Source organism: Algoriphagus persicinus, assembly GCF_035156415.1.
Classification (GTDB): Bacteria; Bacteroidota; Bacteroidia; order Cytophagales; family Cyclobacteriaceae; genus Algoriphagus; species Algoriphagus persicinus.
The window spans coordinates 14,513-37,832 of the sequence record NZ_JAYEEY010000004.1; the positions used below are offsets into that span (position 1 = coordinate 14,513).

Here is a 23,320-nt window from a genome sequence, read left to right on the forward strand (position 1 = left end):
GATTCTCATTTCAATCCTTCAATTTCTGACTGAAAAGTCTCCAAGGTATAATTTCTGGCCCAGTCCATAGCAGCTGTACTCATCCTTTGGAATTCCTTTTTATCTTCCAATAAAGTTTTCAGTTGCTCAAATATCTCTTGGGGATGTTTATTTACCAATACGCCTCTTTCCCTCTCTTCTCCAACCATCTGAGGCACACAACTAACTCTGGATGTAAATGGAATGCAGCCCCAAAACATCGCTTCTGCCACTGCTTTGGGCCAACCTTCAGTTTCGGAAACGAATATCAGGAAGTGTGACTTTTTAAGTATATCCTTTACTGTGTCGGCATCCACATTCCCCTTGAATATTACCTTGTCATGCAAGCCTAATTCAAGGGATAAAGTTTCCAGTTCTTTCCTCATCACTCCATCACCACAATACACAAACTCGAAATTAAGACCAGCCTGACTCATCAAGTTTGAAAGCTGCAGACCGATTTCCGGGTTTTTCCCATCATATAATGCCCCTACAAAAACAAGACGTATCTTCTCATCTGCAGCAGGCTTGATCACTTGTTCCTTTTCATTTTCCCGATAGCTAGCAGTAAAAAACGGCAACACATTGCTGGTACTATCAGGCCATTTCCCATAAACCAGAACCTTTGCGTTCTTGGTCAGAAAGGTGGAATTTGCAATAAATCGTTGAATTTTATAGGTAAGCGGCTGCTTGGAATCAACGTCCCAATTTCCCGCATACTTGATGGTTTTAGGTTTATCTGGAAACAAAATCTGTATAAACATGGCCAATAAACCCATATTGCCAGGGATACGGATATGAATATGCTTTGCCACCTTCATGGCTCGGTAAATTTCTCCTATAATACCAGGAAGGTCTTTTATGGCTTGAATGATTGCCTGGGTATTCTGTACATGGTAGGCAGGTACCTCCCGAAAGGTAAATTCAGGATGTACGTAAGCCGTATCTATTTTGTCAGGAGTCGCACTCTCCTTCATTGGAGCTACCACCCTGACGGATTGTTCATTTTCAATCCAAAGATTCATCTCACGGACATAGGGTCCATAGGCAAAATATTTCCCGTTAGCTGTACTGTGCTGTACACAGGTAATGATTAGAAAATCATTCATGTAGAGCCAATGAGTGATAGAATTGTAGGTTCTTCTCTAACACGGAAGAGATATGAAACATCTTATGCGACTTTTCAAGCGCTTTTTCTCCTATTTGCTGGAATTTATCCCTGTTCTCCAGCGCGAGAATGATAGTATCTGCAATGTGGTCAACGGACAGTGGATTGCACAGGAAGCCATTTACTAAATGATCAATCGTCTCTGGACCGGGCCCTTTATCGGTAAATATTACCACCTTACCCATGAACATCGCCTCAGGAGCGACCAACCCCTGAGTTTCCATAAAAGATGGGAACACACAGACTTCAGCTTTGGCATAAATACCGGGGATTTCCTCATGAGCCACCGGAGGATTGATATGAATCCGATCTTTAATTTCTGCGCTGATTTTGGATTTAAGGTAAGTGGTGTAGCTAGTTCCATCGGGGAAAAACCATTCTTTACCATATATGGATAAGCTGGTTTTCGGAAAAACCTTTATGACCTTTTTCATGGCTTCGACAAGATTCCCAACTCCTTTTTTCTCACATATCGTCCCCACAAAAACCAATGAAAATTCTTCTGCTTCAGAATAATAAGCCTGATAAGGGAATTTTTCGTGATCTATTAAATACCTGATCGTCTGTATTGGTTTACTTTTGATGGACAGAAACTTTGCCGTATGGTTTCTCACATAATCAGAAACCGCGATAAACGCATCCGCTTTGGCAAAGGAACGTTTTTCCTGGAAGGCTTTCCATGGATTTACACCTCTATTCTCAGATTCAGCAAAAAAATGATGTCCTCCATGCATGCGGATCACATAGTTGATCCCGGGTTTTTTAGAAATAAACGCCAAGGCCAGTTCAGATCCCTCAACAATATGGAGTGGATGCTGGACGTGGATTTCTTTTAAATAGGCATTTAGCTTTTTACCAATCAAAAACCAATTCAAGCCTTTAACTGAGGGCTGTGCAAAACGAATCACGCGCAGGTTATTGTATGTAGAATCTTCTGTTTGAGAAATGTTATTTACTCCTAAAACAGTAACCTGGTGTCCTGCATTCACTAAAGCATTACAAAAGGTCTGTAAAAACACGCCTACCCCGCCGGGATTCAACCCCGGCTTTGGATACTCATGTGTCAAAAAGCAAATATGCATAGTAGGAAATTACTGTAAGCTTAAGATAAATTGGACAATGCGCTGAGCGGCACTTGTATGATCTTCCTGGAATACAATCCGATCTTTCCAGATACTTCTATCCTGTGCCAGACTAGACGGATCATCAATTGCTTTTCTCACTTGAGGCAGAATTTGGCCCTTGCTATTAATCCATGCGACTGCGTCCAGGTCTGCAAAAGTCCGGAAATGTTGGAATTTATAGACACGCTCAATCGACCAGGGATGGTTGACATCCACTTCATAGTTCACATACAGTCCTGGTTTATTAAACTGAGCAAAGTCCAGCGCCATGGTAGAACCTACATTCACTACCGTTTCGCTGTGATAAGCTAGGTTAACCAGGACAGCTATATCAGCTGGATAGGGAAAATATTTACTCCAAAGCTCCCCCTTTCTCCATTTGGGAACCATAAGTTTTATAAATGGAAATTCATCAAGTACACTTTGATACCGGTCATAAGCTTCCACGGGTACAGGTCTGAATAAAATCTGCAGGTCATTTTCGCCTTTTAACTGATCTGCCAGATCAAATAAATAGGTGTCATCATGAGGCGAGGTGAGCGAATCATCTCCTGAGAAGCATAACCAACGTTTGCTGGAATCCAATCCATTTTGAGCTGCAAATTCGGCTCTATCCATCAAGAGATTAGGATCCTGATAGAAGTCGAATTGTGGCGTACCTACAATTTGAATTGATTCCTTGCTGATATCCGGAAAGTAATTCAATAACTCTTCTTCCATGTACTGCGACCAAACTAGGTAGTGGTCCGTACGCATAGGCAATCGTCCTTTGGGTAAATTGTCCCAAGAAAATATCGCAGTAATTGTCTTGATTCGCAGATCTTGCGCTGCAAGCATGGCTATTCCAGCATTGGGTTCTCTCTGGTGCGTACAAAAAAGCACATCGGGCATAATTTTTAGCAAATCATCCCTGTACTTTTTGTATGCAGGTGATTTTCGCTGCTGCTCTCTGATAATTGATTCCACAGCCGCAATATTTTCCAGCGAAGTGAAGGTCCGTCCCAATTGCTTGGCTAGGAAATTGGAAACCCTGCCTTTGAGATATTTTTTGGGTAGCCAGTTGTCCAGAATAGTAGGGTTATTATTAGCTAAAGCATTGACTTTTAATCTAGCATAACTCACACAGTCTCTTAAAAAGCGGGGAAAGGGAGATTCCTTATAGAAATTAAACTGATGACTTTCAAAGTGTACTCCTGGATGAAGTTTTTCTGCCTCATTAAGAACTACTGTGTCTAATGAATGCCAAACAGCAACTGTATTCCCAGTTTCATTAGTAAGTAAAGGTATAATATCAGAATATAAATAATTCCTGATACCAATTCCGTCAGGAATCAATAAACAGACTTTCATTTTGTGGGTGGGAAAATTAAGATTTTTGAATTTGTGATAAAATAGGGTGAAGGGAACTAAACTCTTTAAGATCAGTAAAAAACAGTGGTTTTAACAAATCAAGTTCTTCATCTGATTTATCCCACCATTTCAGGCTCTGTAATTCTTCAATGAGCTGTTCAGAAAAACGTTTTCGGATTGGCTTAGCGGGATTACCAGCTACGATGGTGTAAGGTTCCACGTCGCGGGTCACTATAGAACCAGCAGCTAGAATAGCTCCGTTCCCCACGTTTACACCTGCCATTACAATTACCCCATGTCCTATCCATACATCATTTCCAATTTTGATAGGCTTTTCGGTTTTGAATGATTTGAGCTCACCCTTATATAGATGGTTGTTGACATAAGTAGTCAGGTAGCTCATGGGGTGATTAGTAGGATGAAACGCTAGGTCTCTTCCAAGTTGACAATACTTACCAATGGACACTTTACCGCCAAAAAAATTATTCGTTCCAAGGGTAGTTCTAAACCCAATGTCGGTGCAGTCTGAAAACGCACAATATTCAGGCACTATATTGCTTCCTCCGAAAGTAACATGATGCAGTCCGGTAGCCCAAAAAGACACCTGTACATTGTCTTTATACTTGAGGTATGGTCTAATCCAATATTGTACTTTCTGAAAAAGTTTACTTTTAAAACTCATCTCTTAATAAGGTTCATTGACACCCAAATAGCTAAAATATTGCTTTCTGAATTTGTTGAACAATAACCTGGTTAAAAACTTCCCTATTTTATACTGAGTCCTAGAAAACGATTTGGGGGCAGGAATTTCCAAAGAGTTAGGGGCTGGTGAACTGTTCATAATATACTGCAACTTTTCGTCCATCCATGGCTGAGGACTATTGCCTAGATGGTATGCATAGTTACCAAGAGTAGCCAACCTCAAAAAGCCCGCTAAGTCATTAGGCTCATCCACGTAGTCTTCATCACTATTTCCTAGTATTCGAAATTCACAGACTTTATTAGGAGCTGACTCGAAAGCCTCTTTTCTTAATGTTGCAACAAAATGGCCACAGCCTACCACCGCTTCATTTACGCCATTTGACACAACCAGATATTTCTCTAGATGTATTTTTTGGTACAAATTAGACCCAACACTCTTTTGAAAGTTCATCAAGCCTTCAGGGTCTTTCACCTTCTGGAATTTTATTTTACCCTTAAAAAGCCCATAGTAAAGTGTGGAAGCAGTGCTGAATAAAAACCCTTTGCTACTCGGTACAGGGGAAACCATTCCCGCCTCCGGAAAATCAACAAATACCTGCTCTACTTGTCTCTGCCATCCGGGCAAAAACATCACATCCGAATCAGAAATCGTAATCAAAGGTTCAAGATTACTCTTAACTATAGAATAAATCGCGTTTATTTTACCTAAATTTTCTCTGGTATAAAACACCTGATCAATAAGGGAATTGGATTTCTGGTAGTCGTAAATCAATTGAGAAACTTCTTCACAGCTACCATTGATAATAATGGAAATTCTGGTTTTGGCATGTACGGTTTTCAACAACGATTCAATGCAATACCTGAATATGGTTTTAGCGTCTTTAAAATATTCTGAAGTAAGGTCGGGTATATAAACTGCGAGAATAACTCTATGTGTAGAAGAGATCTCCAATTTATTATCAGCCTTGGAAGGATTCGTTCCTTTTCTCATTAAAACCTTAATTAAGAGTTACCTGTGCGATTTTGTGAGAAATAGACTCATTGGAATAACTTTCAATGTATCGATTCCTCAATCTTGTCCTTATTTCTGTAATCGTTTCCATATCAGCTTTTAATAATGATTCGATAGCATTTTCGAGTGAATTATTAGCATCAATAAGCAGCTGTTCATCTGCAAGTCGTCCCGGCATTGCACCTATTCGCTTAGAGAGGACAATCTTCCCAGCCGCCATAGCCTCTACCCCGGTCATTGGCCCGGTTTCTTCCGTTGAATTAATGATCAGGGCATCGAACTGTGAATACATTTGATCCATTTGAGAAGAAGGATAAAAACCTCTGATTTCTACATTGGCCAACTTATTCTGAGTAATCAATTTTTCATAGACTGACTCCAACTCTCCCTTCCCAAAAATCAACAGCTTAAGCTCTGGGAATTGTACAAATTTCAAAATGACTTCCTGTACCTGCTTCACCTCCATAAACAAGCCTATCATAGCAAAAGTAGTTACGGAAGATGCAATTGGGATCTGTAGCAATTTCTTTTCTTCTATAGCTGTTTGGTCTACAAAACAGGTTGGGATATCAGGTTTATAGCCAAATAGCAATGCAGGATCATGGAAAACATATTTCCTAAAGGGTAAAGAGATCAGACCTGCATCTCGCTTAAGATTGGTGAAATCGAATATGGTACCAGTAAATCTTAACAATATGCTCGTCTGAGAAGAGGATTCAAAAATCAATCTTTCTCTGGAGCTATCGGTGATAAAAAGTATGATGTGATCAAAATGGTTTGAAAATATCTCCCACTCCTTGGATAAATAAAACTTGTCTCTTTGTTTTTTGAATGGCTTTGATGCCCATATCCGCAGCGCAAATTTTCTTAGGGGTGAGTTTGAGGAAATCCGTGCTAGGACATCTATAGACTCGTAAACGGGGATAGAGCCAAAATAAGCTTGTGCATTGAACATCGTAAAAACACTTACCTCACAGGAAGCGTGTCTTAAGGCATTCGCCCAAACTTTCATTTCCTCCAATCTACCTCCTACACCGTCGGCATTCAATGGACCTACTAGAAGAATTTTCTTACCCTCGCTCAAAATTCCTGTAACTGAACCATTCTTCTAAAATTGACATCCGAACTGAACAACTCTTCGAAGTCCCCGGAAGATTTGATTCTACCCTTATCTATAAGGTATATTTTGTTTACATTTTTGATCGTACTCAGTCTATGCGCAATAAGTATGATCGTGTATTTACCCTGGAGGGAGTTGATATTCTCCTGGATAATTTTCTCAGAGTCACTATCCAAAGCTGATGTGGCTTCATCGAATACGATAATTTCGACTTCCTTGTACAACTCTCTTGCAATGGATATGCGTTGCTTTTGCCCTCCGCTGGCTTTTACGCCATTATCTCCAAGGATCATTTCCTCACCTTCGGGAAGATCATTTACAAAATCTGATAAATTAGCCATTTCTATCGCTTTCCAGAATTGGGCTAAGTTTTCGGGCGTTTTGGCAGCCCAGAATGTCACATTATTAAAGATGGAATCATTGAAAATGACTGGCTCCTGCGTGATATATCCTACTCTAGAGCGAAGCTCTAGCATATTTATGGTAGATCTAGACAAGCCATTAACTAGTATTTCGCCACCGACTTGGTCAAATAAGCCGACTATCAGATTGACCAAAGTAGTTTTACCACTTCCACTTGGACCTACAAATGCTATGGTTTCATTCTTATTGATCGTAAGATCTATATTGGACAAAACTTCACCACCATCTTTAAAAGCAAAAGCAACATCAGTAAGCACAATAGAATCAAGCTCCCCAAAATTATTAGCACCCTTGATTTCCTCTTCGCCTTTTTCAAACAGTTCAATAATCTCAGTGGAAGATACAATACCTCCAAATTGTGATATAAACGACTGCCAACTGGATTGTACGCTGATGACATAATTCAAGGCACGGTAAAAGAACATCAAACTCATCAGGATACTTGCCAAAGCTCCTCCAAGCAAATTAACCTGGATCAGTATGACTAAAATAACGATGACTAGGACAATAGGCTCTCGAAGACCATTTAATAGCGAATTGTACAAGCCAATTCTGTGCTGAAGATTTTCAATATCATCTATTTGATCAACTAATTTTTGCTTGTATTTCTTAAAGTAAGACGTTGCTTTAAGGTATTTAAAATGCTGAACCGCTTGAATTAAGAATGATTGGAAATGATGCCCTTTACTCGATATGCTAATGGAAGCAGCTTCAGTTCTTCGAAACAACATCTTAAAAAAGAGATTTGAGATGAAGCCGCCAATACTGACCAAGATTGCAAACTGCCAATTGGAAAAGAATGCCAGTCCCATATATACTACCAGCAGCACGGCATACTGTAGGGTGTTAAAGTAGCTTATAAAAGAGGCCGTCACTTTGTACACCTCTGCTGACAAGGTGTTTTGGATACGTCCCGCATCCATGCCCACAAAATTCTGATAGCTTACATTTTCCAAACCACGCAACATCTGAAAGCGTAGTTTTTTAACAAAATAAATTTGCAGAGAGACCTTGTAGTAACTGTCCAAAAATTTAAAAAAACCTTTTGAAATAAATAAAAAGGTCATAAAAAGCAGTATGCTGCCAATGGTAAGATTAAAACCTATTGAATTCATAAAATCCAACAGAAAATCCATTTGTCCTAATTCGGGATTAGCCTTAGAACCTGAATCATCTACTGCCACTTGAAATAGTGGAATGAATAAAGCTAGTCCAAAACCATCGAGCAGGCCTACCAGCAAACTAAGAAGAATTAATACGAATATCTTAAATCTTAAATACGAGAAGAAAAAAAAGAAGTACTTAAAATTCTTTTGAATGATACTTTTGAGATTCATTACTAAGGTTGAACTATAAAAAAAGAAGGGTTTGAAATTCTAACCCTTCTTTCAATAATTTTATTTTGACTTTTTATCATCTTCGTAGTAGCCATATCCGTAGCCATACGAGTAACCATAGCCATAGGCAACTTTTTTAGAATCAGCCACGCCATTGAAGATTCCAAAAATATTTTTGACTCCTTTATTTGTTTTGAGCCCATTGACTGCGTCAATAAATGTTCTCTGACTGTAATTCTGTCGAAATACAAACAAACTACAATCTACCAGGGAAAGTAAATCTAAGGTCTCACTGACTAATCCTACAGGAGGAGTATCCAGTACTACCACATCGTAGTTCTCCTTCAAGTATTTGAGCAATATTTCAAATCTGGAATTGAACAATAACTCGGCTGGATTGGGAGGTGTCGGGCCTGCTACTATCACGTCGAGATTAGTGTACTTAGTTGTAGAAATTATCTGATGAAAATCTTCTAGCTGACCACTCAAAAAAGTGGAAAGTCCTACATCATTCTTCAATTCAAAATTCCCGAATATTTTAGGCTTTCTCATGTCACAACCGACCAGAACAGTCTTTTTACCGGTCAAGCTATATGCAGCTGCCAGGTTCATGGCGCAAAAGGTTTTTCCCTCGCCTGAAATGGTAGAGGTGACCAAAAAAGTGAGTTGCTTATCCTTAGGAAGGACAAATTTCATATTGGCTCTTAACGATCTAAAGGATTCAGATATACCTGACTTCTTTTGATCAAATACCACCAAATTACTTAAGGTTTTCTTGTTCAGTAACACGGTGCCCAAAAGAGGTATTTTAAGCTTATTTTCCAAGAAATGAACATCTTCGATCTTAGTTCTGAATAGTTCTCTTACCACTACAAATGCTACAGGCAAGAATAAACCAACCAAGAAGGCAATCAAATAATTTTTAAGAGGCGTAGGACTTATTTGGTATCCACCCTTGGCAGGCTCCACTATTTTATTGTTTGCCTCATTGGAGGCTTTTGAAATCGCAGCCTCAGCCCTTCTTTCCATTAAGTAATTGTAGATATTCTCACTCAGGGTAAACTCGCGCTGGATTCTAATCAAATTCTGCTCAGTCTTAGGAAGATTTGCAAATGACCTATCAATTTCAGCAATCCTGCTTTTCAAGTCTTGTATAAGCGCTATAGAATTAAGATCTACATTGGAAAGATTCTCACGGATTGACCTATTAAGATCAGCTATTTTCCTATTAGCTTCAATTACTGCTGGAGAAGCATCTGTCTGGCTAGCTAGCATTCTAGATTTTTCAGCTTGAAGCTCTAGTAAGTTTTTGATCAAGCCATTTAAAAAAGGATCTTCAATACCTAGACCAGAAGGCACTATCACATCCTGATAACTTTCGTTTGCCAGATAATCTTTAAGACTCTGGTAATAGGTTCTTTTAAACTCCTCCTGAGCTAATTGATTTTCATAATCGATCAATCGCTCATAAACAGAGGAGCTCTCAGAGCTTAAATTATAGATTTTGTTGGATGATCTAAAATTTTCTAATTGATTCTCAAAATAGCGCAATGAATCAGCTACGCCAGCTACTTGGGAATCAATAAAATTGACTGTTTTACTTGCGGATTGATTCTTTTGATCCAACTCCATTTCAAGGAATATCCTCATCAACGTATTGAGATATACTTCTCCTTTTTGCAAGTTTGGACTAGTTACCGACATCAGCATAATGGAGGCCCCTCTCTCCACGGGTTCAATATTTAAAGATCCAGAGTAGGTATTTGCTAAAGAATTTAGATCTCTCAGTTTGACTAAAATACTTCCCGTCTTGTCAGAAGAAACCTTTAAGACATTTATGTCCAACTCATTGTTTGTGAGTTGCTCATTAAATTTAAACTTTAAGGGTTCTGGCTTAAGAAGGAAAGGCACCTTACTTCCGTCTGGAAGCAATTTGTTATATCCTTCATCGACGAATGAAAGGGTATATTCAGTTTCATTTACCCATTCTATTTTCAAATACCCATCAATTGTTTGAGGACTTTTCCAATTGACCTCTATAAGTACAGGGTTGCTTTGATAAATTTCCACATCTACAAAAGTCCCCTCATGAAAATATTCAACCTGGAAATCGAGCTCTTTTAGCACTTCAAGTGCGACGGGCTTAGATTTCAGTATTATAGTTTCATTTTGAAGGCCCATACTGGAGCTCTCAATGATAGAAGGAGAACCAAAAAAGGCAAGCGGACTTTCCTTTTCTTTAATGAAGAACATAGACTCCACTTTAAAAAGTGGTAAGGAAGTCTTGGTGTATAAAACCCCTATTGCCAAACAAACTATGATAGAAATCAGGATTATTAACCATCTCTGCTTGAGCTTGTTAAAAATAGCATTCAGTTCAAACCCTGAATCTTCGACTACAAAGTCATTTTCGTTACTTTCAAAATTCATAATGAGTGGAAATTATCTGACTATAGTCAAAATAAGTGCAATTGTGGATACTGTAGAGGTAATTAAGGCTAAAGTCTGGATGAAATTCGTGCCGGCTCCCAGCTCTCTCACTTTTAATGGCTCTGCATACAAGACATCATTTGTCCTCAAAAAATAAAATTCCGAACCTAGGAGATTTCTGTCATTTAGGTTGATCTTGTGAATTTGGCTTCCATCTGGATACTGTCGGAGCAAGACTATCTCATCTCGTTTGGCAATGGTAGTCAAATCTCCTGCGGCAGCTAGCGCCTCAAAAATTGTTACTCTACTTTGTAAGATAGTTTGCTTGCCTGGAGCATTAAATTCACCCAATGCACTAAATCTGATCCCTCCTAATCTAATTCTAACAAAAAACCCGTCATCAGGCACATAGACCTGCACTTTCTCCTCAATTAGTGTCTTAGCCTCTTCTGTAGTCAATCCAATTAGCTTCATTTCACCCAGTAAAGGGAGCTCAACTCTACCTTCTTCGTCCAAAGTGTAGCCATTCATAAAAAAGACATCACCCCCATTCTGCCCCATTTGCATGGAGGTACTCCCCTGCTCTCCTGATATAATGCTAAATATCTCATTAAGCTCCGGACTAGTCGTTTTGATGTTAATTTCAACTATATCATAGCTTTGAAATCTATATTTTTCTTCATTGTACCCATATTTCTGGCTTGAATAAACGTTCGGAGTGCTATTTTCTAGCTCCTGCATATAGACCAATTTTTTGTTGGACACACAAGAGGAAAAAATGAAAATTAGAACAAAAAAATTAAGGATTCTCATTGAATTCATTAACATGGCTTTTTTAAAATTTCGGCTAAATTAGTATAAATTTTTATCAATAAAGTTCTGGGCTGTTATAATCTTGCGTCTATTAGACTTTTATCAAGATATCCTTTCACATCATAAACTACCTGAGTTTTAGATTTCTGTATTGTTAGGCTAGCAAACTCTTTATGAGATACTGCAAGTATGATTGCAGAATATGGAGTGAGATCCGGAGCTACTGAACCAGACTTAAGGTCGATTCCATATTCGTGGCTTACTACTACTGGATTTGCCCAAGGATCATACACATCCACATTGATATCATAAGTCCTGAGCTCCTGATAGATATCAATCACACGCGTATTTCGTACGTCAGGGCAGTCCTCTTTAAATGTAAAACCAAGGATCATTACTTTGGCATCGATTACTTTGAGATCTTTTCGCATCATCAATTTGACCACCTCGGTAGCTACATGCTTGCCCATGCTGTCATTCAACCTGCGTCCTGCCAAGATGATTTCTGGATGATAGCCCATCTCCTGAGCCTTTTGTGCCAAATAAAAAGGATCTACTCCTATGCAATGTCCTCCTACTAACCCCGGTTTGAATTTTAAGAAATTCCATTTTGTACCGGCTGCTTCCAGAACTTCATTGGTGTCTATTCCTAATAGGTTGAAGATCTTCGATAATTCATTGACAAAAGCGATGTTGATATCTCGCTGTGAATTCTCAATTACTTTGGCAGCCTCAGCCACTTTGATGGAAGATGCTTTATAAGTACCTGCTGTAATTACGCTGCGGTATAACTGATCCACAAACTCGGCAATCTCAGGCGTAGAACCTGAGGTGACTTTCAAAATATTAGCGACTGTATGCTCCTTGTCTCCCGGGTTGATTCGCTCCGGAGAGTAGCCTGCAAAAAAGTCCTCATTGAATTTCATTCCCGATAATTTTTCCAAAACAGGAACACATTCATCCTCTGTCACTCCTGGATAAACGGTGGATTCATAAATGACTACATCTCCTTTCTTCAAGTAATGACCGATATTTTCGGATGCTTTAAGCATAGGAGTCAATACTGGACGGTTATGTCTATCTGTGGGTGTAGGCACTGTTACAATATAAACCGTGCAGTCTGCTAGCGCTGCGGATTGATTTGTCGGAAATAAGCCATTTGAACCTTCTTCCGCAAAATCTTTGACCAATACATACTGAAGTAAGTCATCATCCACTTCCAGGGTGTTGTCCTTGCCGGCATTGATCTCATCTATTCGCTTGGTGTCTATGTCAAATCCCACCGTAGGATATTTCTTAGCAAACTCTACGGCTAATGGAAGTCCCACATAACCTAGGCCAATGATGGCAATTTTGGCGTCTTTCAAATCTAAATTCATATTCAATTTACTTTCAATAGAAATCTGTTAAAAACCTGACTCCCAATCCTTTTTATTCGAATTTTATACAGCTTCGCCCTTTCAGTCCCAAAACTTAGCTCTATTTCCGAGAAAGCCTTTCTCCCTACTTCGTGGCGTGATTCAATTTCAAAATAACACCCCAGAAACTCTCAAATCTCAATTTTTCCTTAAAACGAGTACCAAAGTTACTCATTTCAAATAAAGAGTAAAACTAACAGAATTTGAGCGATTCTACCCTCTACTTTTATTTGTTGTGATGTATCTGATAGATTAAATTTAAAGTTCCGGAGAAAGTCCAAAGGTTTTGTCCCTTGGGGAAATCGGCAGTAGATCCCGCCGCATTCTCCCATTGGTAATTTACCCCCTTAATGACCTGTGCTTTGCTACTGAGCAGGAGTCTATCCCACTGATGATCCCAAAGTATTCCCATACTAAAATCTATCCAAGGCCGCTTATTTGGATTAGTACCAAATGACCTGTAATAAAAGTCTTGATGATTTTCCAGTCGTTGTATCAGGAAGCCTATTTTATTTAGGTTCGAAACTTTAGAAACTTCCAGAATCTGAGCATTGCCACCCACTCCTATTCCGACCCCCATAGATTGCCCCTCATTGGTAAATCCCCGTACTTGGTAATGTGTATGCCAACTGGTATTTCCGGAGTTGAGATCAGGGTACCGTATGTACCTGTTCACTGATTCAGCCTGCTGCACGATTTCTCCCCTTACCTGATAAAATTCGCCTTTCTTGCCAGTATTGAATAGCTTAGAGAAACCCAAAAGATAGGCTCTGGCATGCTCTGGACTCAAAATAAAATCTCTCCAATCGTAACTATGATCCTGCTTACCGTATTCCACGTATGCCTCAAAATTACCTTTTGAGCTGAAATATCTCAAGAAAAATGATATTTGCTGATCTTGTCCCTTGGAATCATAGACTACTGAATTGTTATTGCTGAAAAGCTTAACTTTTTGAAAGGGTTCAAGCACCGGAATTCTACCTCGGAAGGTATTCGGTACGTCTTCATTGTATTGCTGGAATGTCCTGTTAAATCCTGCGAAAAAATTGGGCAAAAACACCGGCTGATACGTAAATGTGATCCCACTCACGTAGCGCCAATCACTCCTAAATGGTCTGGCAAAGATACTATTAAGGCGTTCATTTTGGGAAGGTAGAATGCCTGTATCCTCTGCTCGGCCAATAATCAGCTCGGCCTCTACTTTTCCTATAAATATATTAGCTGGACGACTAGTACGAAGATATAAGTGTTTCATACCCCGCGCATTATTACTGAAAATCAAGGAGTTAAACTGTCCGGGTCCCCACCAAATATTCTGGGTAGATGCTCCAAGTTCTATCGGGCCAACATTTAAACTGACGTAGGACTGTCCCCACCAAGCAAAGGAGTTATACTCCTTTGAAAATCGCTCAGGATGATCTCCAAAATTCCAATACCTGAATCTGGCGAAAAGGATATTATCCGAATAATTCTCTCCAAATCCCTGATAGGGTCTATTTTGACTTGCAACAAACTCCGGTCTGAACTGCAATTTCAAAAAGAGTACTTGCCCATATACGCCAGGTGATAGTAGCGACTGAATTCCAGTGCTATTCATCATACTAAAGTTACCCCAGCCGTATGGTCTATTGGAGTTAAAAACTGTAGTGCTCAAGATGGGTAAGAGCTCAAGACGAACCTTTTTTCTCCTTATTGGCAGGGAATCATCCAAGGCTTCAAAGCGATTCTGTTTTAAACTCACAATAGGTCTTAGCCCAAAAGAGAATTCTTTTAACTCTTCAGCTCCTAATAGCTGTTGCCTTCTGAGACTTTCTTCCAAGACTGGGAAACCAGCCGGAATAGTCTGAGACAAGACTGAAGTAAAAAAGAGTAGCCACAAAGCGCAACTACACAGTAAGCAGTAATACCTCAATTCTAAATTGATTTCAACATATTGACGTACTTCTTATTTATGGCCTTCCAAGAGTAATTTTTACGGGCAAGTTTATACATATCTCTGGAGATGGCTTCTCTGTCAAATTCTTTCAAGCGTGATAATTTCTGAAGCAATTCCTTCGAATCGCTGAAATAGATTGCCTGATTGAATGTAGTCTCTCTGTTATAATTCACGCCAAACGCTATGATAGGAAGACCTAGGTACATCGCTTCCACTAAGGACGGATTAGTTCCCCCTGCGCTATGCCCATGGAGGTAATAATGGCAATTTGATCGTAATACATTCAGCTCTTCGCTGGTGTAGATTGGATTGTATAGTATGACATTCTTCTTGGTAGAATACTCCTTATATAGCCGCATGCCATAGTCACTGGAATTCCAGTTGCCTACAATTACATAGGGGATATCCAAGTCATTCTCAGAAAAAACCTTGAGCTGCATTTCTATATTATTTTCAGGCTCGATTCTACAGACCGTGAAAATGTAAGGCTTATGGATAAAAGAGTATTTCTTTTGGTATAAAGCAGGATCTACCGTGGTGGCATGATTAGCACCATAAGCAATCAAATGAGAATCTTTGCCATATTCCTGATGTACGTATTCATAGATGTGTTTATTGTCTGAAATAATAGCATCCGAAAACTTCACCGCCACTGCTTCGGAAAACTTCAAAAAACGTTTGGCAAAAGCTCCCCATTTATCTCGCTTCCATTCCAATCCATCAATGTGGGTAATTACCTTGGCACGGGTGAAAGGCTTAATAAAGGGAATGGTAATGGCGCCCGAAACGCCCAAAATCAAGATGTAGTCAAATCCCTTAATGGATTTCCAAAGTGACACAGAATCATAGATTACACTTTGAACTCCGTTTGCTTTCAGATTCAAGTATTTCAGCTTTGCCCCTTTATATGTAGCCACCTTTTCAGGGTAGCTCTGGCTTTGGCAGTAGATGGTGATATCATAAAATTTAGGAAGTAGATCCAGCAGATATTCTACTAAAGTCTCAAATCCTCCGTAGTTAGCCGGAACGCCCACTATACCTACAATCGCAAGTTTTTTCTTAATCATTCAAATAATTCTTCATGGCACTCACCATATTTAGCCTATCCTTTTCAATATTCAACAGAAAGTAACGGGTATAAGAGGTCAAGAGTTCTTTAGTTTTGGCTGAATTCGCCTTGGTCTCTACTTTTTGCACTTCTTCTAAGGCATCTTTTAGGATCAAGTACCTCAAGGAAACCTGCCCTTCAGGATACACAAAATGACTATCGCCAGAAGGTAAATCCGAAAATATTGCTGATTCCATAATCTGAGGTGACCACAGGTTAAACGCCCAGCGCAACATACCATCGTATCCCCTAGCTTTAGAAAGCATCACCAAAAAGTAAATATCAGCATAATTTGATGCCATCAACATATTTGGCTGGACTTCATAGCATGAAGTATAAAAAGTAGTCTTATATCCCTTGGATTTCCTAAGTGCCAGCTTTTCCGAATCAAGTACAATATTACTAGATAGTGAATAGTCGTAAACTAATTCTGACAAACCAGGACTGAACCTACCAGAATATCCAAACTTAAATGCCGGATCTAGTTGCTTCACGTATTTAACTAACAAAGCGGTCTTAGTAATATCACGTTCATCTACCCAGAAGACGGTCTTGTCCATCCAGTTTTTGGACTTGAGAAAAGAGGCGAAGTCGAGTAAAAACGGCTTCCAAAAATCATTATAAGCTGCTGTACCGGGTTCAGATTTAAATGTCTTCACACTAGCCGATGCTTCGTCACAATAAAAATAAGTAAGGTTCCAAGGGAAAAGATTATGAACAGCTATCTCCTCAGATATACCTTTGGACTCAGCGAGTTCAACGTATTTTTCAAAGGTGGAATAATCATACGAATAGCTTCCGTCCATCTTTTTACGAACCTGAATCATCATTTGCTCGACTGGCTTGATGGAAGTATTGTACAGGTCATAAAACACCGAAGTGGTTACTACAGTTTGGTTAAAGCCTTTTAGCTGCTCAAACATGAGAGCTATCTGCTCCCAATGCTCTTCAGAGTAGGGTTTAAAATCATAATAGGTAGAAATCGATAGCGGGAATTGCCAAAAATCCATGTCGTAATTAAGCTCATCAAAGTCGGGCAACTTACGAGCAATGACATGAATGGTTGCTTCTACTTTTTGGGTACTTCCATTTTGTTCAAATGTCAGCCTCAGAGGATATTTCCCAGGCTTTAGCTTTTCTGAAATGCTAATTTTAACCAAACCATACGTAATTGAACTTTCCACTTTAAAGGAATTTCCTACTATTGATTCAGCCCGATCCGGAAACATTTGCTTGACAAAGGTTCCGTTCTTTTTGGTAATACCACAGTTACCCGCAGAAATATCTCCTTCTACCAAGTGTAATTGAAATACCTCCGTCTTAACGTTTTTTCCATTTACCTTCAATTGAAAATCCAGGTCTTTAGTGGAATCTGTATTGATTAAAAACGGCAAGATGAGCGTTTCATTTCGCCAGACCTTAAATTCACTTCTATTCGGAAGTTCAGAACCAAAATCTTCAAATGCTGTAAAATAAGCACTCAGCTGAGCTTGGGCTTGGTACCCCGAAAATAACCAAACAACAAAGAGCAAGGTGATTTTCTTCACTGGTGTAGCAGTTTAGATATTTTCGATGAAAAAACATCCCGTGAAAAATCTGACCTCTTTTGTATGGAGCCTTTGCTTAATCTCTCCCAATATTCAGGGTGATTTACCATCTTATTTATTTCCGTGGCGATCAAGTCCAACTCGTCATAATTGATTTGAAAACCATTCACTCCAGGTTCTACTAGTTCTGTAATCCCTCCAACATTTGGAACGATGGCAGGAAGTTCATAATACATTCCCTCTAACACTGTCATCCCAAAGGTCTCTACCCATTTGTCTGGATGGGCAAGATTTAAGATTAGGGATGCTTTGCTATAGAAAGTATGTACGTCCTTGGTAACTGGGTAAATCTGAATATTTGAAGGCAGGGATTCCTTAGCAAGAAATTGATCCACTTCTCTTTTATCATCACTGAGAACTAAGGTAAAAATCACTTTAGGAACACTCCTAGCAAGCTCAATAAACTCACTTAAGCCCTTATATGGGCGGAGAGAAGCCAGCATCAATACCTCAAAAGCTAGCGAAGTCTTAACAAAGCCTTTTGATTTCGTCTCAAATTCACTAGTGACACAATTATAAATCACAATAATATTGGCGCCTTCCAAGTTAGGGTTGGTTTGTAGAAACTTCGAGACTATTATTACTTCAGAAGAAAATGTGCGAACCACCCAAAACAAGAAATCACTCAGGAGTTTGGGACTAATTTCATACTCATGCACGTGCGTGATTACTCTTTTCCCCAGCAATCTTCCCATGAGTATTGCTCCAAAGGGCAGAATGGTATTCACATAATAGATTTCATCTTTCCTATTTTCAAATAACAACTTTATAGCTAATAAAAACTGGCTAATAAAGAATGAAAAGAGGGTAAGGATTCTGTATTCTGATCTCTTGTAGAAATTGTTATTGCTTTTAAATCCTGACAAAAACCCTTCGGAGCTACTAGTATAAAGCTTCACCTGATCACCCATGTTTTGCGCAATACTAATCACGCTTGACAAGATCTGGGGGCTACCCGTATAATTATTCAGCAAGTGAAAAAATACGATCCTTTGAGGCACTAGTGGTTTTTGAATTTAAAATGATAAGAAAGACACTGATCATCAGATAGAGTGTCGTGGCATAAAACTCATGGGTAAATTGCTGCGCAATGATGAAAATGTAGAAGAACATAGCAGCATAAAAGACTTTGTCCCGAATGAAAAACAAAACTGACATGAGCATCACAGCCATCAAGTAGGCTAAATATCCTATAAATCCATAGGTATAAAGAAGCATAGAAGTTCCATTTTCTATATAGCCGGTGCGGTACATAGTCGTTCGGGCGATCACATCATCCACCATATTATTGCCATGGCCAATGAGGTAGTCTTTCCAACCAGATTGCTCAAAGAATGATATCCTAAATGCCTGAAGTAGGTCGGCCCTAGAGTTCAAGGTATTCACGTTGAATACTAGTTTATTGATAAATTCGAAATAATAGCTATAAAACAGCACTGCTAATACCACAGTCAGAATGAATATTTTTCTATGCTTGAAAAAAAGTATGAGGTAGAAAATAACGAAGGTATTTCTATTGAACGTGAGAATCAATCCCAAAATAGCCACCCAAAAAGCCAGGGATTCTAGTTTTCCTGTTTGCCCTTTTTCCTTCTTCCAATAATAAATTAAAAACCAGCTGATCAATAAAGTACCGTAGGACTGCACAGTTGTAGTGAATCCTTTAGCAGCATGTAGGAAAGGCAATCCCTTGTCATACATTGGGTGGACATGAGAGTTTAACCCTATCAAATAACTGCTAAACACAAACAGAATTCCTACACAGATATGTAGAAATAGCCCCCAATAGAGGATATCCAGAAACTCTTCCTCTTCCGCTGCTAGCCCGGCAAAAAACAGCCCTAAGACTGGAAAAAAGATGATTAATGAGGAATCTGGTAGATTTAACAAATAAGGTAGCAAGCAGTAGGATGCCAGGCCGATAATCGGAAAAAGCAATCTGGCGGAAAAAGTTTTTCTTAGAAAAATCTGATTGAATAGCAGCAAAGCCAACACTCCTAACATCGCAGCTTTATCCAAAGGCAAACTGATCAGCTTGGAACAGGAGATCAGAAAGACAAATAGGATCAAACTAGTTTTGCCGATCGCTCTTGTCGATTGGATTGCTAGTACTGAACTAGTCACCTAGCACCTCCTTGATTTGCTGCAACTGACTAAACCGAGAATACTTGGCAATTTTGGACTTAGAAAGCTCTTTTAATTCTTCAATTTGACCATTCCTGTAAATGCCTCTAATATGCTCTATTTGCTCAAAGCACTCTTCAGCTGAATTTGCAGTGAAACCTAATCCAGCTTCACCTAGCATTTTCGCCATTATATCTCCATCAGATGGACAAAGAATTACAGGTTTACCCAAAGCCATATATTCATATAGCTTACTGCTGGGTATGCCCTTCATGTTCCCATAAGCCATCGCCAAAAAAGCATGGGACTTTTGAAGTTCCACTAAGGCATCTTCCCTAGGTAACCGATCAGTAACTTCCACATATTGCTTCAGTTCCATAGGAACCATTTCTTCTATCCTTCTTCTCTCCTTTACATCATATCCTGCCCCGAGAAATATAAGACGAAAAGGTTCAGTAGCATTTTTAGCCAACTGTAGGGCACCAAATATTTGTGATAAATCCTGAGAAGGATAAAGAACGCCACTATAGATGACGGTAAACTCTTGGAACAAAGGCTGGGATTTGATCGAAAGAAGTTCTTCCTCGAAGCCATTTTCTATGGTGTGCCCTTTTTTGTCGAGAAACATAGCTAATCGATCAGTATAAACTTGACTTACTGAGATCACTGAATCGGCAGTACCTACCCATTGCTTCTCATAGTCAGACTCTACTTTTGCTATCCATTTTCGAACTGCTCCCCCAGACTTTTCCATCTGAAGCTCATTCGTACTCCAATCGTCTCTATAATCTGCTATCCATTTTAATTCGAAATCCTTTTTTAGGGAATATCCTATTCTGTATAGATAAAAAGGTTCGCCAGATATAATGCCTGCATCAAAATTCTTCTTCTTTAGAAGCTCTTTAATAAAAGGAAGGAAATTGGCGAAAGAGGTGAAATTCAGTGTAAAACGTGCTAAGAACACATCTAATAGCTTAGCCACTAAAAACAAAGGGCGTAAGGCTGATTCCCCAAAAGTTAAGTAAGCTCTATCCAATATCCCTGGTCGAAACGGAAGATAATAAACCTCATGCGTATCAAACACTTCATGTCTTACCTTATCCCCAAGTGGACGTTTGGTGTCTTGATGGGATCGGGTTTCGGAAGTCCAGTCTCTAGTAATGACCGTCGGCAAATATCCAAGACGATGCATGTTTTGAGCCCAAAAAGTAATACGCTGAGAAGGAGTCAGCGTACATGGGGTAAAGTAATTGGAGATGAGAAGTATGTTCTTCATTCCGTAGGGAATGACCTAGTGAAGGTCTGTGTATTTAAATGCGTGATCAACTTTTGATGATTTTGTTCCGCCGAATAGTTCTGGTACCAAAATCGTCTTACTCCAATTCTGAATTCTTCATTTCTGGTTTTTCCACTTAGGAGAAATTGATCCAAACGAGAAGCGATTTCTTTGGCAGATAATCCATCTGGTATAAGCATACCTGTGTCGGTTTGAACTACTTCGGATATACCTCCTACTGCATTGGCAAATACAGGAATCCCAAAAGATAGAGCTTCCATCATTGATACTGGAATACCTTCGGAGGAACTTAAATTAATTAGTAGATCTATGGGTTGGCTAGCATAATAGGATTGGACATTCTCATTTTTCACTTTACCCTTCCAGGTTATTTCCATATCATTCCTGAGTTTTGGCAGGCTATTCTTCAACGCCGTGATGGCTGATTCTTCTCCGCCAAAGTGAGTCCAGTTAATAGGTACACTACAGTTATTCAACACCTCTGCTATGAGATTCACTCTTTTGAGAGGAATTAAGCTAGAGCAGGATACGATGTGAAAGGATTTGGAAAAGTCAAAAGTTGGAGTTGTAGCATTATCCTCTACTCCCAACCTAAACACCTTCATTTTCGAAGCGTACTTTGGATAGTGAGTTGAAGCATAGTTGTATCCATGTTCGGAGATGAAAATAAGTGAATCTGCTGCTGCATATACCGTTTCCCTAAAAGCCACTGCTCCGGATGGCTGCCGCTCATTATAGAGATCACCTCCATGGCTTTTGACTACTAACTTTATTTCCGGAGAATCTTTTTTAAATAAAGAAGAAGCGAATGCATTGGTGTCCATCCAATAAGAATAAAGGACAAACTCTCCAGTTGAATCGAGTTCTTTAGAAATTATTGACTTGATCTGAAGGGCAAAAGGAATATGATAGATGTAATACTTCAAAAGCTTGAGATTCCAACCAGATTTATTCAGTTCGGAGCTGAGTAAGCGAAGCGTTAGAAAAAGTCTGCTTATAAAAGCCGTTGCTATTGCATGGACTGAATCAGGGTTTTTTACAATCCTGATTTGAGTGTTTTTCCCAGTAGCTCGTTGATGCGAGAAATCTCTCACAGCTGTGGGTATGATTATTACACGATCAAAAGCTTGTTCAAGGTGAGTAAGTTCAGTGGCCAAGAATTCCTCCCCAGATTCAAAAGGGAATTTTTGGGTCAAAAGGATCAAGGTTCTATGCTGACTCAATCTTTTACGGATTTTAGTATTTCTTTGATTTTTACAGAAAAATCCAAATTCTCGCAGGCATATTTCCTGAGTTCATTTGGTGTAAATACTAAGTAATTCGAATTAAAACTTCTGAAAAAATCAGTGAGATCGCTCAAGTTTTCCCGATTAGGCAGCTGTGTCCTAAACAGCGTACCCCGGGGGAAATCAGGATCATCACCCACTACTACAAATGGAATGCCCACGGCACAATATTCTCTGGATTTCAGCTCCGAGGCTGCTTGTAATTTCTTACGGAACAGAGCCAAAGACCCTACCGCCAGGTGTGCAGTCTCATATTCTCTATACAGCTCCTCACCTTCCAAAAAACCCGAAAAATAAACGTATTCCTGCACTTCCAAGGCTTCTGTCAACTCTTGCAAACTGGACAAGGAGGCTCCATTACCTATGATTTTCAGATGAACCTTCATGCTATTTTCCTCCGCATTGAAAGTGGCGATAGCTTGAATCAAGCGATCTATTCCGTGCCAGTAATTCAAAGAGGCTACACAGATCAACTTCAATGAAGAACCATCAAAAAGCGGGATCTTCGACCGTACAGGTACTGACGCTACTTGTATTCCATTGCCTATTAGGGAAGTTCTTCCTCTGTTTCCTAAAGAAAACCACCTTCCTTCTTCGGCATATTGCAATATTTGGGAAACGAACCAAAATGGCACTGGCCCCGATAGGATCAGATACGCCAGGTCTTTTGCCTTTCTTTTCCAGCCTGCATTCCCATCTGCCAATTCACTTACTGCGACAGTATTTGGAGTCGGCACATCCAGAATTATCTTTTTGCCTTGGGCTTTGGCGCGCCGAAAGGCTGGAATTAAATAAAAATTGTATTGACAGAGACTTCTGATAATTAAGATATCCGCATCGGCTTGGTCGATTTCCTCTACAAATTTCTTTAAAAATCCCGGTTTGGTATCCAGTAGTTTTAAACTAGCGTTATAGCCAGCTTGCTGTGCACCTGCCACCGTGCCCAAAATCTTTTTGAATACACCCGGACTTTGACGCTTGTCCAAGGAAGCCAGGTAAACTATTTTTTTTATTCGGGTAACTGTCGTCATTGGAACGAAAAGCTTT

18 protein-coding genes are annotated in these 23,320 nt (G+C 39.5%); all 18 read right to left on the reverse strand.

What is annotated here, in order from left to right:
- Nucleotides 1-5 precede the first annotated feature (5 nt).
- Nucleotides 6-1,127, reverse strand: a complete 1,122-nt coding sequence (locus tag U3A58_RS04340; RefSeq protein ID WP_323822167.1) for a glycosyltransferase family 4 protein — start codon at nt 1,125-1,127, stop codon at nt 6-8.
- Nucleotides 1,120-2,268 (reverse strand): glycosyltransferase family 4 protein, encoded by a 1,149-nt coding sequence (locus U3A58_RS04345; protein ID WP_323822168.1) that lies wholly within the window; start codon nt 2,266-2,268, stop codon nt 1,120-1,122. Before U3A58_RS04345 ends, U3A58_RS04340 begins: the two co-directional genes overlap by 8 nt.
- A gap of 9 nt (nt 2,269-2,277) precedes the next feature.
- Nucleotides 2,278-3,660 carry a hypothetical protein gene (locus tag U3A58_RS04350; RefSeq protein ID WP_323822169.1) on the reverse strand — a complete coding sequence of 461 codons (1,383 nt, stop codon included), beginning with the start codon at nt 3,658-3,660 and terminating at the stop codon, nt 2,278-2,280.
- A 16-nt stretch (nt 3,661-3,676) separates the two neighbouring features.
- Nucleotides 3,677-4,342, reverse strand: coding sequence for a CatB-related O-acetyltransferase (locus tag U3A58_RS04355; RefSeq protein ID WP_323822170.1), 666 nt, complete (start codon nt 4,340-4,342; stop codon nt 3,677-3,679).
- Between the two features lie 3 nt (nt 4,343-4,345).
- Nucleotides 4,346-5,353, reverse strand: coding sequence for a glycosyltransferase family A protein (locus tag U3A58_RS04360; RefSeq protein ID WP_323822171.1), 1,008 nt, complete (start codon nt 5,351-5,353; stop codon nt 4,346-4,348).
- A 7-nt stretch (nt 5,354-5,360) separates the two neighbouring features.
- Nucleotides 5,361-6,458 carry a glycosyltransferase family 4 protein gene (locus tag U3A58_RS04365; RefSeq protein ID WP_323822173.1) on the reverse strand — a complete coding sequence of 366 codons (1,098 nt, stop codon included), beginning with the start codon at nt 6,456-6,458 and terminating at the stop codon, nt 5,361-5,363.
- Nucleotides 6,455-8,254: an ABC transporter ATP-binding protein gene (locus U3A58_RS04370; protein WP_323822174.1), complete on the reverse strand. Its 1,800-nt coding sequence runs from the start codon at nt 8,252-8,254 to the stop codon at nt 6,455-6,457. The genes U3A58_RS04365 and U3A58_RS04370 overlap by 4 nt, the downstream gene beginning before the upstream one ends.
- A 60-nt stretch (nt 8,255-8,314) precedes the next feature.
- Complete coding sequence (locus U3A58_RS04375) at nt 8,315-10,684, reverse strand: GumC family protein (protein WP_323822175.1); 2,370 nt, start codon at nt 10,682-10,684, stop codon at nt 8,315-8,317.
- Nucleotides 10,685-10,696: 12 nt separating this feature from the next.
- Nucleotides 10,697-11,425 carry a polysaccharide biosynthesis/export family protein gene (locus U3A58_RS04380; RefSeq protein WP_323822176.1) on the reverse strand — a complete coding sequence of 243 codons (729 nt, stop codon included), beginning with the start codon at nt 11,423-11,425 and terminating at the stop codon, nt 10,697-10,699.
- Nucleotides 11,426-11,571: 146 nt separating this feature from the next.
- Entirely contained in the window at nt 11,572-12,876 is a 1,305-nt protein-coding gene (locus U3A58_RS04385) for a nucleotide sugar dehydrogenase (RefSeq protein WP_323822177.1), read from the reverse strand.
- Nucleotides 12,877-13,141: 265 nt separating this feature from the next.
- The gene (locus tag U3A58_RS04390; RefSeq protein WP_323822178.1) at nt 13,142-14,767 is read right to left on the reverse strand and encodes a capsule assembly Wzi family protein; all 1,626 of its coding nucleotides are present in this window, start codon (nt 14,765-14,767) and stop codon (nt 13,142-13,144) included.
- A gap of 62 nt (nt 14,768-14,829) precedes the next feature.
- Nucleotides 14,830-15,918 (reverse strand): DUF1972 domain-containing protein, encoded by a 1,089-nt coding sequence (locus U3A58_RS04395; protein ID WP_323822179.1) that lies wholly within the window; start codon nt 15,916-15,918, stop codon nt 14,830-14,832.
- Entirely contained in the window at nt 15,911-17,506 is a 1,596-nt protein-coding gene (locus U3A58_RS04400; RefSeq protein WP_323822180.1) for a glycoside hydrolase domain-containing protein, read from the reverse strand. The genes U3A58_RS04395 and U3A58_RS04400 overlap by 8 nt, the downstream gene beginning before the upstream one ends.
- Complete coding sequence (locus tag U3A58_RS04405) at nt 17,503-18,498, reverse strand: glycosyltransferase family 4 protein (RefSeq protein WP_323822181.1); 996 nt, start codon at nt 18,496-18,498, stop codon at nt 17,503-17,505. The genes U3A58_RS04400 and U3A58_RS04405 overlap by 4 nt, the downstream gene beginning before the upstream one ends.
- A gap of 31 nt (nt 18,499-18,529) precedes the next feature.
- A complete protein-coding gene (locus tag U3A58_RS04410) occupies nt 18,530-19,690 on the reverse strand; it encodes a hypothetical protein (protein ID WP_323822182.1) in 1,161 nt (386 codons plus the stop codon).
- Complete coding sequence (locus tag U3A58_RS04415; protein WP_323822183.1) at nt 19,683-20,966, reverse strand: glycosyltransferase; 1,284 nt, start codon at nt 20,964-20,966, stop codon at nt 19,683-19,685. The genes U3A58_RS04410 and U3A58_RS04415 overlap by 8 nt, the downstream gene beginning before the upstream one ends.
- Nucleotides 20,963-22,210 (reverse strand): glycosyltransferase, encoded by a 1,248-nt coding sequence (locus U3A58_RS04420; protein ID WP_323822184.1) that lies wholly within the window; start codon nt 22,208-22,210, stop codon nt 20,963-20,965. The genes U3A58_RS04415 and U3A58_RS04420 overlap by 4 nt, the downstream gene beginning before the upstream one ends.
- Nucleotides 22,207-23,304 (reverse strand): glycosyltransferase, encoded by a 1,098-nt coding sequence (locus U3A58_RS04425; protein ID WP_323822185.1) that lies wholly within the window; start codon nt 23,302-23,304, stop codon nt 22,207-22,209. The genes U3A58_RS04420 and U3A58_RS04425 overlap by 4 nt, the downstream gene beginning before the upstream one ends.
- Nucleotides 23,305-23,320 lie beyond the last annotated feature (16 nt).

What these genes read in the sequence shown, in the direction of transcription:
- U3A58_RS04380 (WP_323822176.1), bottom strand. Translation starts at nt 11,425, where the DNA reads ATGCAGGAGCTAGAAAATAGCACTCCGAACGTTTATTCAAGCCAGAAA.
- U3A58_RS04370 (WP_323822174.1), bottom strand. Translation starts at nt 8,254, where the DNA reads ATGAATCTCAAAAGTATCATTCAAAAGAATTTTAAGTACTTCTTTTTT.
- U3A58_RS04425 (WP_323822185.1), bottom strand. Translation starts at nt 23,304, where the DNA reads ATGACGACAGTTACCCGAATAAAAAAAATAGTTTACCTGGCTTCCTTG.
- U3A58_RS04395 (WP_323822179.1), bottom strand. Translation starts at nt 15,918, where the DNA reads ATGATTAAGAAAAAACTTGCGATTGTAGGTATAGTGGGCGTTCCGGCT.
- U3A58_RS04360 (WP_323822171.1), bottom strand. Translation starts at nt 5,353, where the DNA reads ATGAGAAAAGGAACGAATCCTTCCAAGGCTGATAATAAATTGGAGATC.
- U3A58_RS04350 (WP_323822169.1), bottom strand. Translation starts at nt 3,660, where the DNA reads ATGAAAGTCTGTTTATTGATTCCTGACGGAATTGGTATCAGGAATTAT.
- U3A58_RS04385 (WP_323822177.1), bottom strand. Translation starts at nt 12,876, where the DNA reads ATGAATTTAGATTTGAAAGACGCCAAAATTGCCATCATTGGCCTAGGT.
- U3A58_RS04355 (WP_323822170.1), bottom strand. Translation starts at nt 4,342, where the DNA reads ATGAGTTTTAAAAGTAAACTTTTTCAGAAAGTACAATATTGGATTAGA.
- U3A58_RS04375 (WP_323822175.1), bottom strand. Translation starts at nt 10,684, where the DNA reads ATGAATTTTGAAAGTAACGAAAATGACTTTGTAGTCGAAGATTCAGGG.
- U3A58_RS04415 (WP_323822183.1), bottom strand. Translation starts at nt 20,966, where the DNA reads ATGAAGAACATACTTCTCATCTCCAATTACTTTACCCCATGTACGCTG.
- U3A58_RS04345 (WP_323822168.1), bottom strand. Translation starts at nt 2,268, where the DNA reads ATGCATATTTGCTTTTTGACACATGAGTATCCAAAGCCGGGGTTGAAT.
- U3A58_RS04340 (WP_323822167.1), bottom strand. Translation starts at nt 1,127, where the DNA reads ATGAATGATTTTCTAATCATTACCTGTGTACAGCACAGTACAGCTAAC.